13 protein-coding genes are annotated in these 13672 nt (G+C 73.9%); 4 read left to right on the top strand and 9 right to left on the bottom strand.

Translation table 11 applies throughout. The features are described from left to right. Positions 1-81: 81 nt before the first annotated feature. From SM450_RS08530 to SM450_RS08505, 6 genes are read right to left on the bottom strand one after another with little or no spacing between them, the layout of a single operon-like run. Complete coding sequence (locus tag SM450_RS08530) at positions 82-1869, bottom strand: gamma-glutamyltransferase family protein (protein WP_474619144.1); 1788 nt, start codon at positions 1867-1869, stop codon at positions 82-84. 11 nt (positions 1870-1880) lie between these two features. After that, positions 1881-2867 carry an ABC transporter ATP-binding protein gene (locus SM450_RS08525; RefSeq protein ID WP_474619143.1) on the bottom strand — a complete coding sequence of 329 codons (987 nt, stop codon included), beginning with the start codon at positions 2865-2867 and terminating at the stop codon, positions 1881-1883. Beyond that, a complete protein-coding gene (locus SM450_RS08520) occupies positions 2864-3841 on the bottom strand; it encodes an ABC transporter ATP-binding protein (RefSeq protein ID WP_474619142.1) in 978 nt (325 codons plus the stop codon). The genes SM450_RS08525 and SM450_RS08520 overlap by 4 nt, the downstream gene beginning before the upstream one ends. Then, entirely contained in the window at positions 3838-4719 is an 882-nt protein-coding gene (locus tag SM450_RS08515) for an ABC transporter permease (protein ID WP_474619141.1), read from the bottom strand. Before SM450_RS08515 ends, SM450_RS08520 begins: the two co-directional genes overlap by 4 nt. After that, positions 4716-5660: an ABC transporter permease gene (locus SM450_RS08510; protein WP_474619140.1), complete on the bottom strand. Its 945-nt coding sequence runs from the start codon at positions 5658-5660 to the stop codon at positions 4716-4718. Before SM450_RS08510 ends, SM450_RS08515 begins: the two co-directional genes overlap by 4 nt. Before the next feature lies 1 nt (position 5661). Beyond that, positions 5662-7203, bottom strand: coding sequence for an ABC transporter substrate-binding protein (locus SM450_RS08505; protein WP_474619139.1), 1542 nt, complete (start codon positions 7201-7203; stop codon positions 5662-5664). Between the two features lie 170 nt (positions 7204-7373). Between SM450_RS08505 and SM450_RS08500 the strand changes: the two genes are divergently transcribed. Both SM450_RS08500 and SM450_RS08495 read left to right on the top strand, forming a co-directional pair. Beyond that, the gene (locus SM450_RS08500; protein ID WP_474619138.1) at positions 7374-9002 is read left to right on the top strand and encodes an acyl-CoA dehydrogenase family protein; all 1629 of its coding nucleotides are present in this window, start codon (positions 7374-7376) and stop codon (positions 9000-9002) included. 3 nt (positions 9003-9005) lie between these two features. After that, positions 9006-9827 (top strand): MOSC domain-containing protein, encoded by an 822-nt coding sequence (locus SM450_RS08495; protein WP_474619137.1) that lies wholly within the window; start codon positions 9006-9008, stop codon positions 9825-9827. 7 nt (positions 9828-9834) lie between these two features. Here SM450_RS08495 and SM450_RS08490 read toward each other — a convergent pair whose 3' ends face one another. Next, a complete protein-coding gene (locus SM450_RS08490) occupies positions 9835-10395 on the bottom strand; it encodes a GNAT family N-acetyltransferase (protein WP_474619136.1) in 561 nt (186 codons plus the stop codon). 34 nt (positions 10396-10429) lie between these two features. Here SM450_RS08490 and SM450_RS08485 point away from each other — a divergent pair, with 34 nt between their 5' ends. Further along, complete coding sequence (locus SM450_RS08485) at positions 10430-11650, top strand: MalY/PatB family protein (RefSeq protein ID WP_474619135.1); 1221 nt, start codon at positions 10430-10432, stop codon at positions 11648-11650. Between the two features lie 16 nt (positions 11651-11666). Here the strand turns inward: SM450_RS08485 and SM450_RS08480 are convergent, their stop codons facing one another. Then, positions 11667-12251 (bottom strand): DinB family protein, encoded by a 585-nt coding sequence (locus SM450_RS08480; RefSeq protein ID WP_474619134.1) that lies wholly within the window; start codon positions 12249-12251, stop codon positions 11667-11669. Between the two features lie 89 nt (positions 12252-12340). Between SM450_RS08480 and SM450_RS08475 the strand changes: the two genes are divergently transcribed. Continuing rightward, positions 12341-13378: a helix-turn-helix transcriptional regulator gene (locus tag SM450_RS08475; protein ID WP_474619133.1), complete on the top strand. Its 1038-nt coding sequence runs from the start codon at positions 12341-12343 to the stop codon at positions 13376-13378. On the opposite strand, the gene SM450_RS08470 is transcribed toward SM450_RS08475, so the two are convergent. Further along, the gene (locus SM450_RS08470; RefSeq protein WP_474619132.1) at positions 13350-13661 is read right to left on the bottom strand and encodes an NIPSNAP family protein; all 312 of its coding nucleotides are present in this window, start codon (positions 13659-13661) and stop codon (positions 13350-13352) included. The genes SM450_RS08475 and SM450_RS08470 overlap by 29 nt on opposite strands. Positions 13662-13672: the final 11 nt, after the last annotated feature.

Here is a 13672-nt window from a genome sequence, read left to right as displayed (position 1 = left end):
ATCGACGGGGCGGGGCGGGGTGGGGCGGGGCGGGGCGCGGGGCGGGGCGGGGCGGGGCGGGGTGGGGTGGGGTGGGGTGGGTCAGCGGCCGGTGGCGTAGCCCTGGGCGCCCCGCGGGTTGGCGGCGGCCGACAGGACGCCTGTGCGCGGGTCCCGGGTGACCGCGCACAGGCGGCCCAGGCTCCACGGGTCCGCGAGGCGGACGGTGTGCCCCCGCGCGCCCAGGCCGGCCAGCACCGCGGGATCGACGCGGTCCTCCACCACAAGCACGCCCGGCTCGACCTCGCGCGGGTAGAACGACGCCGGCAGGCTCGTGGTGTGCCACGCTGGGGCGTCGATCGCCTCCTGCAACTCCACGCCGCCGACCAGGTGACGCAGCAGGAACAGCAACTGCCACTGGTCCTGCTGGTCACCGCCGGGCGTGCCGCAGGCCAGCACCGGCTCGCCGTCGCGCAGCACAAGCGTCGGGCTCAACGTCGTACGCGGGCGCCGGCCCGGCCGCAACGTCGAGGCGAGCCCCTCCTCCAGCCAGCACATCTGCAACCGGCTACCCAGGGGGAAGCCCAGCTCCGGGATGACCGGCGAACTCTGCAACCACCCGCCGCTCGGCGTGGCCGAGATGATGTTGCCCCACCGGTCGACCACGTCGACGTGGCAGGTGTCGCCGCGGGTCACCCCGTCGGCCCGGACCGTGGGCTCGCCCGTGGTCGGATCCTGCGGGCCGCCCCGCCGGGCGGCGTCGGCGCGCAGGTGCGCCGGCAGTCGCGGCGACACGCCCGCCGGGCTGCCCGGGCGCAACGCGGTCGAGGCACGGTCACGAACGAGCGCGGCCCGCTCCCGCGCGTACGCCGCCGACAGCAGCGCCCCGCCCGGCACGTCGGTGTCGCCGTACCACGCCTCCCGGTCGGCGAAGGCGAGCTTGAGCGCCTCGGCCTGGGCGTGCATCCCGTCCAGGGTGGACGGGTCGAGCGCGGCGGGGTCGTCGAGCGCGTCGAGCGTCGCCAACGTCTGCAGCAGCACCGGACCCTGACCCCAGAAACCGGTCTTCGCCACCGTGTGCCCACGCCAGTCGAGCGTGACCGGTTCCTCCCAGGTGGCCGACCAGCCGGCCAGGTCGTCGCCGGTGACCAGCCCGGCGTGCGGCCGGCCGCTGGAGTCGCGGAACGGGAGACGGCTGAAGCTGTCGACCGCCTCGGCGACGAAACCCTCCCGCCAGGCGCGCCGGGCCGCCTCGATCTGCGCGGTCCGGTCCGCCCCGGCCGCCCGGCCGGCGTCGACGAGCCGGCGCAGCGTCTCCGCGTACGCCGGGTTGGTGACCATCTCCCCCGGCGCCGGCGGCCGGCCGTGGCGCAGCCAGAGATGCGCGGAGGTCGGCCAGTCCTCGGTGAACAGCGTCCGGACCCGGGCCACGGTCTGCCCGGCGGCGCCGACGAGCGGGTGGCCGGCGGCGGCGTAGCCGATCGCCGGTTCCAGCACCTCGTCGAGGGAACGGGTGCCGTGGTCGCGCAGCAACAGCAGCCAGGCGTCCACCGCGCCGGGCACCACCGCGGCCAGCGGGCCGGAGCCGGGCACCAGGTCCAGACCGAGCGAGCGGAAGTGCGCGACGGTGGCGCCGGCCGGCGCCGGACCCTGGCCGCAGAGCACCCGCGGGGTGGGATCGCCGGCCGTGGCCAGCACGGCGGGGACCTCGCCGCCGGGGCCGTTGAGGTGCGGCTCGACCACGTGCAGCACGAACCCGGCGGCGACCGCGGCGTCGAAGGCGTTCCCGCCCCGCTCCAGCACACCCATGGCGGACTGGCTGGCCAGCCAGTGCGTCGAGGAGACCATGCCGAACGTGCCGCGCAGCGTCGGCCGGGTGGTGAACGTCATCGGCGTGGATCCTACGCGGGATCGGCGACCGCGCCGTCGAGCGGGAACAGGCAGGCCGCGTGGTGGTCGGCGCCGACCTCGGCCAGCGCCGGGTCGGTCCCGGCACACTCCGGGCGGGCCTGCGGGCAGCGGGTACGGAAGCGGCAGCCGCTTGGCGGGTCCACCGGGCTGGGAATGTCACCGGAGAGCACGGTGCGGCGGCGTTTCCGCTCGACCCGCGGATCGGCCACCGGCACCGCCGACAGCAGCGCGGCCGTGTACGGGTGGGCCGGCCGCCGGTAGATGCGCTCCGGCGGGCCGGTCTCGACGATCCGACCGAGATACATCACCGCGATCCGGTCGCTCATGTGCTCCACGGCGGACAGGTCGTGCGCGATGAACAGGTAGGTGAGCCCGAGGTCGCGTTGCAGGTGCCGGAGCAGGTTCATGATCTGCGCCTGCACGCTCAGGTCCAGCGAGGCGATCGGCTCGTCCAGGACGATCAGGTCCGGCTCGCCGGCAAGCGCGCGGGCCACCCCGACCCGCTGGCGCTGGCCGCCGGACAGCTCGTGCGGGTGCCGGCCGGCGGTGTCGGCGCGCAGGCCGACCAGGTCCAGCAGCTCGGCCACCCGGTCCCGGCGGGCGGCGGCGGACGACGCCAGCCGGTGCACGGTAAGCGGCTCGGCGATGCTGTCCCCGACCGTGCGACGCGGGTCAAGCGACGCCTGCGGGTCCTGGAAGACCATCGCCACGTGCCGGCGCATGCCGCGCAGGCGACGCCGGGACAGGCCGGTCACGTCCGCGCCGGCCACCCGGACCCGCCCGGCGGTCGGGTCGACAAGTCGCATCAACGCCAGGCCGGCCGTGGACTTGCCGCTGCCCGACTCGCCCACGAGGCCGAGCGTCTCGCCCCGGCGTACTGCAAGGGTGACGCCGTCCACGGCGCGGACCAGGCCGGCCCGGGTCGGGAAGTGCACCGCCAGGTCGTCCAGTTCGGCGACCACGTCCGCCGCTGTCATGGCGTCTCTCCCGGGTAGAAGGTGCGGACGGTGTGCCCGGCGCGGACCGGCGTCAGCGGGGGCAGCTCGTGCTCGCACCGGGGGTCGGCGCGCACCGGGCAGCGCGGCCAGAACGCGCAGCCGGGTGGCAGGTCGAGCGGGCTCGGCGGGGCGCCCGGGATGGCCACCAGGTCCTCGCCCCGCCGTTCCGGATTCGGCCGGGCCGCGAGCAGGGCCCGGGTGTACGGGTGGCTCGGCGTGTCGAACACGTCGTCGACCGGACCCTGCTCGACGATCCGCCCGCCGTACATCACCGCGACCGTGTCCGCGATGCCGGCGACCACGCCCAGGTCGTGGGTGACCCAGACGACCGCGGTGCCGAGCCGCCGTTGCAGGTCGGCGACCAGCTCGACGATCTGGGCCTGGGTGGTCACGTCGAGCGCGGTGGTCGGCTCGTCGGCGATCAGCAGGTCCGGCTCGCAGGCGAGCGCCATGGCGATGACGACGCGCTGGCGCATGCCGCCGGAGAACTGGTGCGGGAAGGCGTCGACCCGCTGCGCGGCCGACGGGATGCCCACCAGGTCGAGCAGTTCCACCGCCCGGGCGCGGGCGGCACGGCGGGTCAGCCCCAGGTGCTCCTCGGCCGCCTCGGTGACCTGCCGGCCCACCGGCAGCACCGGGTTGAGTGACGTCATCGGGTCCTGGAACACGAACCCCACGTGCCGGCCGCGCAGCTTGCGACGGCGGTCGTCGGGCAGCGCGCTCAGCTCGGTGTCGAGCAGCCGCACCCGCCCGGTGACCGTCGCGGCGCGCGGCGCCAGGCCGGTGGCCGCGAGCAGCGTCATGCTCTTGCCGCTGCCGGACTCGCCGACAAGCGCGAACGTCTCCCCGGCACGGACCTGCCAGGACACCCCGGCCACGGCGCGGGCCGGCCCGCGCCGGGTGCCGACGGTGACGGTGAGGTCCTCGACCGAGAACACGGCCTCCTCGCTCATGGGCCACTCCTCCGGGCCTCGCTGACGGTGAGCTGACGCGGGTCGAGCACGTCCCGCAGCGCGTCGCCGACCAGGTTGAACGCGAGCACGGTCAGGAAGATCGCCGCGCCCGGGAACACTCCGAGCCACCAGGCGTCGGTGACGAAGCCACGCCCGTCGAAGAGCATCCGCCCCCACGCCGGGGCCGGCGGTTGGATGCCGAGGCCGAGGAAGGACAGCGCCGCCTCGGAGAGGATCGCGAACGCCAGCGACAGCGAGGTCTGCACGATCAGCGGCGCGGCGATGTTCGGCAGCACGTGCCGGCGCATGATGCGCAGGTCCGACGCGCCGATGGAGACGGCCGCCCGGACGAAGACCTGCTCGCGTACGGAGAGGACGCCCGCGCGGGTGATCCGGGCGAAGATCGGCGTGTAGACCACCCCGATGGCGACCATGGCGGTGAGCAGGCCGGGGCCGAGCACCGCCACGATGGCCACCGCGAGCAGCAGCACCGGGAACGCGAACAGCACGTCCATGCAGCGCATCAGCACGCTGTCCAGCCAGCCCCGGTAGTAGCCGGCGAACAGCCCGAGCGTCACGCCGGCCACGAGCGCGATGCCGACGCTCACCACGCCGACCTCGAGCGAGACGCGGGCCGCGACAAGCACCCGGCTGAGCACGTCCCGGCCCAACTCGTCGGTGCCGAACAGGTGCGAGCCGCTCGGTGGTCGCAGCATCTGGTCCACGTCCACGTCGTTGACGCCGGCCGGGGCCAGCCACGGGCCGGCGACGCCCACCACGACAAGCAGCAGCAGGACGACCGTGCCGCCGACGGCGAGCGGGTCGCGGCGCAGCGCGTCGAGGACCCGGCGTCCGGTGCTCTCCGATGCGTCGCTCACTTGACCGTGATCCTCGGGTCGAGGCGGGCGTAGAGGATGTCCACCAACAGGTTGACGAGCAGGAACAGCGCGGCGACGAGCAGCACGGCGCCCTGCAGGACCGGGTAGTCGCGGGCCTGCACGGCGTCGAAGGTGAGCCGGCCGATGCCGGGCCAGGCGAACAGCACCTCGATGACGATCACGCCGCCGAGCAGGCTTGCGAGTTGCACCGCGACCACTGTGACGACCGGGATCAGCGCGTTGCGCAGCACGTGCCGCAGGATCACCACCCGGTTGCGCAGCCCCTTCGCCTCGGCGGTGCGCACGTAGTCGGCGGAGAGCACCTCCAGCACGGAGGAGCGGATGAACCGGGTGAGGATCGACGCGGTGACCAGACCGACGGTGACCGCCGGCAGGGCCACGTGCGAGGCCCACCGGCCGGGATCCTCGGTGAGCGCCACGTAACCCGACGGCGGCAGCCAACCCAGCACACCGGCGAAGAGGATGATCCCCATGATGCCCATCCAGAAGTCGGGCACCGAGACGCCGAACTGGCTGAACACGCGGGCGGCGTGGTCGACCGCCGAGCCGCTGCGCACCGCCGCCACGATGCCCAGCGGGAACGCGACGAGCAGGGCGAACACCACCGCGGTGACGGCGAGCGACAACGTCGCCGGCAGCCGTTCCAGCACGATCCGGCTGACCGGCTGGCCGGTGCGGAAGCTGACCCCGAGGTCACCTGTGAGCGCGTGGCCGAGATAGCTGGCGTACTGGACCGGCAGCGGCTGGTCCAGCCCGGCGCGGGAGCGCAGCGCCTCGTACGTCTGCGGGTCGAAGCGGGTGCCGAGCGCCACCCGGACGGGGTCGCCCGGCACCAGCTGCAGCAGCAGGAAGACCACAAGGGTCACCCCGAGCAGCACGACCGCGGACTGCAGGACCCGCCGTAGGACGAAACGGGTCATCTCACTTGCCGAGGGCGACCGTGCGGAACCGGATCGCCCGGTCGCTGCGGACGTCGTAGCCGGAGACCTTCTTCGACCACCCCTGCACCACGTCCGGGTTGTAGAGGTAGAGGTAGCTGGCGTCGTCGACGATCTGCTTCGCCGCCTGGTCGTACGCCTGCTTGCGGGCGTTCTGGTCGGTCTCGGTGCGGGCCTGGTCCAGCAGCTTGTCCACGGCCGGGTTGGTGTACTTGTGGAAGTTGAACGCGCCGCCGGTGTGGTGCTGGGCGTAGTAGAACTCGTCCGGGTCGACGTTGCCCAGCCAACCAAGCATGAACCCGTCGAAGTTGCTCTTGGCCTGCTCGTCGAGCCACTGGGCGAAGTCCAGCGTACGGATCTTCACGGTGATCCCGACGTCCTTGAGCTGCGCGGCGATGACCTGGGCGGCGGTGACCGTCTCCGGGTATTCGCTCGTGACCATCAGGTCCATGGTGAGGTTGGTGACGCCGGCCTGGCCGAGCATCTGCTTCGCCTTGCCCGGGTCGTGCGAGTAGGGCGCGTAGTCGTAGAAGAACGCGCTGTTCTTCGGGATGGCGGTCTGGTTGACGGTGGCGAGGCCGAACTTGGCCGCCTTGGTGATCGCCTCGCGGTCCAGGGCGTAGCCGATCGCGCGCCGGACCTCGGGGTTGTCGTACGGCTTGCGGGCCTCGTTGAGCGCCACGTACCAGTAGTCGGTGGAAGGGGCCGACTCGACCACCGGGTCGTCATCGTCCTGCAACGACTTCACCTGCTGCGGCGGCAGGTTGTCGGTCCACTGGACCTGGCCGCTGCGCAGGTTCTGCAGCGCCACCGTGGGGTCCTTGACGAAGGTGAAGGTGACCCCGTCCAGCTTCGGCTTGTCACCCCAGTAGGCGTCGTTGCGGACCAGCTTGATGCTGTCGCCGGAGGTGTAGCCGGCCACCTTGAACGGGCCGCTGCCGACCGGCGCGGTCTTCACCTTGCCAGACTCGACGTTGTCCTTCTCGACGATCGCCACGCCCTTGAACCCGCCGAGGTTGGCCAGCAGGTTCGGCGTGGGCGCGCTCAGCGTCACCACGACGGTCGCCGGGTCGGGCCCGGTCACCGACTTGACGGTGTCGAACTTGTAGGCGTTGTTCAGCTTCTGCTTGATGATCCGCTCGTAGGAGTAGACGACGTCCTCCGAGGTCAGCGGCGAGCCGTCGGAGAACGTGACGCCGTCGCGCAGGGTGAACGTCCAGGTGAGCTGGTCCTCGCTCGTGGTCCACTTGGTAGCGAGCGCGGGCACCATCTTCAGGTCGGCGTCCGGCTCGACAAGGGTGTCGTAGACGTTCTCCAGGACCTGGAAGCTGTAGTACGCCGAGGTCTTGTGCGGGTCGAGCTGGTCCGGCTCGCCGCCGATCGCGGCGTTGAGGACACCCCCGGCGCCGCCGGCGTTCCCCCCGCCGTCGCCGACGTCGACGCTCTCACCGCCGGTGCATCCGGACAGAACGCCGACCGCGAGGGTGAGCACGGCGCCGATCACGCCGATCTTGTTCCTGGACATTGGCCCCCCTGCCGCTTCCCGAACAAAAGAAAGTTTCGGCGAGTCTTCTCGCCGGGCGGGATGATGTCAAACGAATCCAGTCAAACTGACTGGTCCACGCGCGGTTGCCGGCCGGGATTGAACGGTGGTTCAATCCACCTTCCGCCACCGTGCGCGCTGGGAGTGTCACCGTGACCACACACGAGGTCGTCAACCAGGTCCCCCCGCTTGTCGGATACGACACCGCCGACGACCCGGCGCTGCTCGACGGGCTGGCCCGGGAGGGCGCCGGGTGGGCCGCCGCCGGGCTGCACGACCTCGGCCGGCTGGCCGGCGGCGAGCCGGCCGCCGAGCACGGCCGGCTGGCCAACGAGCACCCGCCGGCGCTGCGCACCCACGACCGGTACGGCCACCGCGTCGACGAGGTGGAGTTCCACCCGTCCTGGCACGAGCTGATGCGCACCGCGGTCGGGCACGGCCTGCACGCGGCGCCGTGGGCCGACGACCGGCCGGGCGCGCACGTGGCCCGGGCCGCCGGCTTCTACGTGTGGCGGCCCGACGCCGGGCACGGCTGCCCGATCTCGATGACCTACGCGGCGATCCCGGCGCTGCGGCACAGCCCCGAACTGGCGGCACGCTACGAGCCGCTGCTCACCGCCACCGAGTACGACTTCGGGTTGCGCCCGCCGCTTCGCAAGCGCGGCCTGCTCGCCGGCATGTCGATGACCGAAAAACAGGGCGGCTCGGACGTACGGGCCAACACCACCACCGCCCGACCCCAGCCGGACGGCAGCTACCGGCTGGTCGGGCACAAGTGGTTCACCTCGGCGCCGATGTGCGACCTGTTCCTCACCCTCGCCCAAGCGCCGGACGGGCTCACCTGCTTCCTGGTCCCCCGCGTGCTGCCCGACGGCAGTCGCAACGCGATGCGGCTGATGCGGCTGAAGGACAAGCTCGGCAACCGCTCCAACGCCTCCGCCGAGATCGAGTACGAGCACGCGGTGGCGTGGCCGGTCGGCGACGAGGGCCGGGGCGTGCGCACCATCATCGACATGGTCAACCTGACCCGGCTGGACTGTGTGATCGGCGCGGCGGCCGGGATGCGCCAGGGCGTCACCACTGCCGCGCACCACGCCACGCACCGTCGGGCGTTCGGCCGTTACCTGGCCGACCAGCCGCTGATGCGCAACGTCCTGGCCGACCTGGCGGTGGAGTCCGAGGCCGCCACCGTGCTGATGACGCGGCTGGCCGGCGCGACGGACCGGTCGGCCCGCGGTGACGCCGGTGAGACCGCGTTCAAGCGCCTGGCGCTCGCGGTCGGCAAGTACTGGGTGTGCAAACGGTGGCCTGGGCATACCGCCGAGGCGCTGGAGTGCCTGGGCGGCAACGGGTACGTCGAGGAGTCCGGCATGCCACGGCTGTTCCGCGAGTCGCCGCTGAACTCGATCTGGGAGGGCTCCGGCAACGTCGCCGCGCTTGACGTGCTGCGCGCGCTCACCCGTGAGCCGCAGGTGCTTGCCGCGTACGAGGCGGAGGTGGCGGCCTCGGCCGGCGCGGACGCGCGCCTGGACGCCGCGGTCCGCCGGGTGCGCGACGAGTTGTCCGACCACACCGACCTGGAGTTGCGGGCCCGCCGGGTGGTCGAGCGGCTGGCGCTCGTGCTCCAGGGCTCGCTGCTGGTGCGCCACGGCCACCCCGCGGTCGCGGACGCGTTCTGCGCCTCCCGGTTGGACGGCGACCACGGCCAGGCGTACGGGACGCTGCCCGGCGGGGTCGACCTCGCCGCCATCATCGACCGGGCCACCCCGAAGGTCGGCTGAGGCATGCGGCTCGTCTCGACGCACATCCACCCGGTGAAGTCCCTGGCCGGTGTCGACGTGGACCGGGCCACGGTCGAGCCGTGGGGGCTGCGCCACGACCGGCGCTGGATGCTCCTGCAACCCGACGGCGGTGTGCTCACCGCCCGTGCCGCGCCCCGGATGCTCGGCCTGACCGCCGTGCCCGGACCCGGGTCGGTCACGCTCACCGACTCCGGCGGCGCGTCGCTCACCGTCGCCGAGCCGGTGCAGGGGCCGCCGGCCGCCACCTCCCTGTCCCGGCTGGACACGGTGCGGCTCGCGGCCGGCGAGGCGCACGACTGGCTCTCCGACCGGCTGGACCGTCAGGTGCGGCTCGGCTGGCTGGACGACCCGCGTCGCCGGCCCGTCTCGACCGCGCACGGCGGCCGACCGGGTGACCCGCTGAACCTCTCCGACGCCGGCCCGCTGCTGGTCGCCACGCTGCCGTCGCTGCGCCGGCTGCGCGACTGGATCGTCGAGGGCGCGCTGGAGCGGGGCGAGCCGGCGCCCGATCCGCTGCCGATGGCACGGTTCCGCCCCACGGTGGTGCTCGACGGGCCGGTCGAGCCGTTCGCCGAGGACGGCTGGACGCGGCTGCGGATCGGCACGGTCGACTTCCGGGTCGCCGATCGCTGCGACCGCTGCGAGCTGACGCTGATCGACTCGGTGACGTTCACCCGCGGCAAGGAGCCGATCCGCACGCTGGCGCGGCACCGCCGGCAGGACGGCAAGGTCTGGTTCGGCGTGTGGCTGATCCCGGTGACCACAGGCGAGATCCGGGTCGGCGACCCGGTCGTCGCCGACTGACCCCGGCTCAGCTCGCGCGCGACCGCCACTCGTCGGCGAGAACCGCGAAGACGAGTTGGTCGGCCCACCCGCCCCGGAACCGGTAGCTGCGCACGTGCCGGGCCTCCCGCCGCATGCCGAGCCGGGTGGCCAGGCGGGCGGACGGCTCGTTGTCGGCGTGGCACCGGGCCACCACCCGGTGCAGCCCGAACGCACCGAAACCCCAGTCCAGCAGCGCCCCGGCCGCCTCGGTGGCCAGCCCACGGCCGCCGTGGTCGGGGTGGAAGACCCAGCCGAGCTCGCCGGTGCGGTCGGCCGCGCCGCCCCAGACCAGCTCCACCGCCCCGACCACCCGACCCGCGGAGACCGCGGCAAGCGTCAGGCAGTCACCCTCCGCGCGCAGCGCGTCCTCGCCGGCCATCGCGGTCACCGACGCGAGGGACTGCGCGCGGGTACGCGGCTCCGCGCCGCGCATCCAGCGGACCACGTCGGGGCGGCGCTGCCAGGCGTGCACGTCGTCGAGGTCGTCCAGGGTGACGGGGCGCAGCAGCAGCCGCGGGGTGCGCAGCGGGTACGTCGGGTGGGCCATCGGGCAAATGGTAGGGAAGCCTAGGGTGGACGGCATGCGTGTTTCCGCCGACGATCGCAATCCGCTGACCCGGCTCACGCTCGACCAGCTCCGGCAGCGCACAAGCGTCAAGTGGCGGCTGCACCCGCCGGACGTGCTGCCGCTGTGGGTGGCGGAGCAGGACGTGCCGTTGGCCCCGCCGGTGGCCGCCGCGCTGCGCCGCGCGGTCGACCTGGGCGACACCGGCTACGCGTACGGGACGGCGTACGCGGAGGCGCTCGCCGGGTTCGCCGCGCAGCGCTGGGGCTGGGCCGACTTCCCGGTCGGACGCAGCACGATTGTGGCGGACGTGATGACGGGCGTGGTCGAGGTGCTGCGGTTGGTCACCGGGCGGGGCGACGCGGTGGTGGTCTGTCCGCCCGTCTATCCGCCGTTCTACGCGTTCGTCACGCACGCCGACCGGCGGGTGCTCGAGGCTCCACTCGGGCCGGACCTGCGGCTGGACCTCACCGCGCTGGATGAGTCGTTCCGCCGGGCGCGGGACCTCGGCGACCGGCCGGCGTTCCTGCTCTGCAACCCGCACAACCCGACCGGGGTGGTGCATCGCGCCGACGAGCTGGCGGCCGTCGCCGAGCTGGCCGCGCGGCACGGCGTGCGGGTGCTCTCCGACGAGATCCACGCGCCACTGGCGCTTGCCGGCGCGCGGTTCACCCCGTACCTCATGGTTCCCGGCGCGGAGGACGCGTTCGCCCTGCTCTCGGCGTCGAAGGCGTGGAACCTCGCCGGGCTCAAGGCGGCGCTGGCGGTCGCCGGGCCGGCGGCTGCCGCCGATCTGGCCCGGATGCCGGAGGAGGTCAGCCACGGCCCCAGCCACCTCGGGGTGCTCGCGCACACCGCCGCGTTCGGCGCCGGCGGGCCCTGGCTGGACCTGCTGCTCGACGGCCTCGACGCGAACCGCGCGCTGCTCGGGTCGCTGCTTGCCGAGCACCTGCCCGAGGTCACCTGGCACCGGCCCGAGGGCACGTTCCTCGCCTGGCTGGACTGCACCCGACTCGGCGTGCCCACCGAGTCGCCGGGTGACGGGCCGGGGGTGGCGAGCGACCTGGCCGGCCCGGCGCGGATGTTCCTCGACGACGCCCGGGTGGCGCTCAGCTCCGGGCACGTCTTCGGCGCCGGCGGCGCCGGCTTCGTGCGCCTCAACTTCGCCACCTCGCCCGCCGTGCTGACCGAGGCGGTGACCCGGATGGGCCGCGCGGTGGGGCCGGCCGGCGCCTGACCGGCCCCCGCCGGGTTCAGCCGGCGCTCTGCCGGTCGAGCGTCTCGCGCAGGATCTCCGCGTGGCCGGTGTGCTGGCGGGTCTCGGCGATGACGTGCATCAGCACCTCGCGCACGCTCAGCACCGTGCCGGGCTCCTGCCAGGGCACGTCCGGCACCGGCTGCGTCGCGGACAGGTCGTCGACGGCCGCGATGATCTCCTCGGTGCGGGCGGCCACCCGGGCGTACCGGTCGAGGATGGCCGGCAGCGTGTCCTCGGGCAGCATCTGGAACGTCCGCTCCCGGTCGATCGCCCACCGCGGCAGCTCGCGCGCCGTCCCGGCCATGAAGTCCGCCCAGGTCACGCCCGCGGGCAGGTCGAAGGTCATCACCGCCGGCCCCTCGGTCACGAACCGCAGCCAGTCCTCCTCGCCGGACGCGACGTGCTTGAGCACGCCACCCAGGCAGAGCGCGCTGACGGTGGGACGCTCGCCGGCCTGCGCGTCGGTGAGGTCGCGCACCGTGGCGGTGAGCGCGGCGCGGGCGGCGGCGAGCGCGCGGAGCAGGTCGGCCCGCTCGGCGTCGAGCGCGGTGGGGGTCGTGGTCGGGACGGTCATGGTCATCGGTTCCTTCCGGTTCTGATCGGGTACGGGTCCACCCTCGCAGGCGTAGCGGACAGGTTGTGTCCGCTACTGCCGGCAGAATGCGGAACATGTCGACGACCTCCGCCCGGCTGCTCTCCCTGCTGTCCCTGCTCCAGGCCCGCCGCGACTGGCCGGGCGCGGTGCTTGCCGAACGGCTCGGGGTCAGCCCGCGCACCGTGCGCCGCGACGTCGACCGGCTGCGCGAGCTGGGCTATCCGATCGCCAGCGCCAAGGGACCGGACGGGGGCTACCGGCTGGGCGCCGGCTCGGCCCTGCCGCCGCTGCTCTTCGACGACGAGCAGGCCGTCGCGCTCACCGTGGCGCTGCAGACCGCCGCGACCACTGTCACCGGCATCGAGGAGGCCGCCGCGCGGGCGCTGACCACGGTCCGGCAGGTGATGCCGGCGCGGCTGCGCCACCGCGTCGACGCCCTGCGGGTCGTCGCCGTGGAACGGGCCGGCGCGGCGGCGAAGCCCCGGGTCGAGCCGGCCCTGCTGATGACGCTCAGCGCCGCCGTGCACGCCCGGGAGGTGCTGCGCTTCGACTATCCGCCCGCGTCGACGGCCGACCCGACCGGCGGCGCGCCGCTCCCCCGCCGGGTGCAGCCGCACCACCTGGTCACCTGGGGCGGGCGCTGGTATCTGGTCGCCTGGGACCTGGACCGCGACGACTGGCGCACCTTCCGCGTCGACCGGCTCCGTCCGCGTACCCCCACCGGCCCCCGGTTCACCCCGCGCGAGCTGCCCGGCGGGGACGTGGCCGCGTTCGTCGCCGGGCGGTTCCGCGGCGCCGGCGGCCCCGGCGACTGGCCGTGCCGGGGCGAGGTGATCCTCGACCTGCCCGCCCGGACGGTCTCCACCTGGACCCGCGACGGCCTGGTCGAGGAACTCGGGCCGGACCGTTGCCGGCTGGTGCTGGGCGCCTGGTCCTGGCCGGGGCTGGCGGCCGTGCTCGGCCGCTACGACGCCGACATCGAGGTGGTCGGGCCGCCGGAGCTGCGGGCCGCCTTCGCCCACCTGGCCCGGCGCTACGCCGCCGCCGCGGACGGCACGGCCGCCCGGCCCGATGCCGGCGAGGTCAGTCGGTCGGCAGGAGCGGACGCATGAAGGTGCGCTCGTAGCGCAGGACGCAGCCCGACTCGTCGCGGATCCGGTCGGCGGCGACGAAGTCCGGGTCGACGCCGAAGCGGGTCCGGTACCGCTCGTACGCCGCCAGGCTGTCGAAGCTGAACAGCGCCTCGGCCCGGTCGCTGGCGCCCTCGGCGGGCAGGAAGTAACCGTGGTGCACCCCGCCGTGCCGCTGCACCAGCCGCATCCAGGCGCGGGCGAACCGTTCGAACGCCTCGATCTGCGCCGGGTCGATGGTGTAGTGCACCACGCAGGTGATCATGCGACCACCAT

This window comes from Micromonospora marincola, from assembly GCF_056150385.1.
Note: the sequence above shows the minus strand (reverse complement) of the source record. Positions and strands in the feature narration are given on the sequence as shown.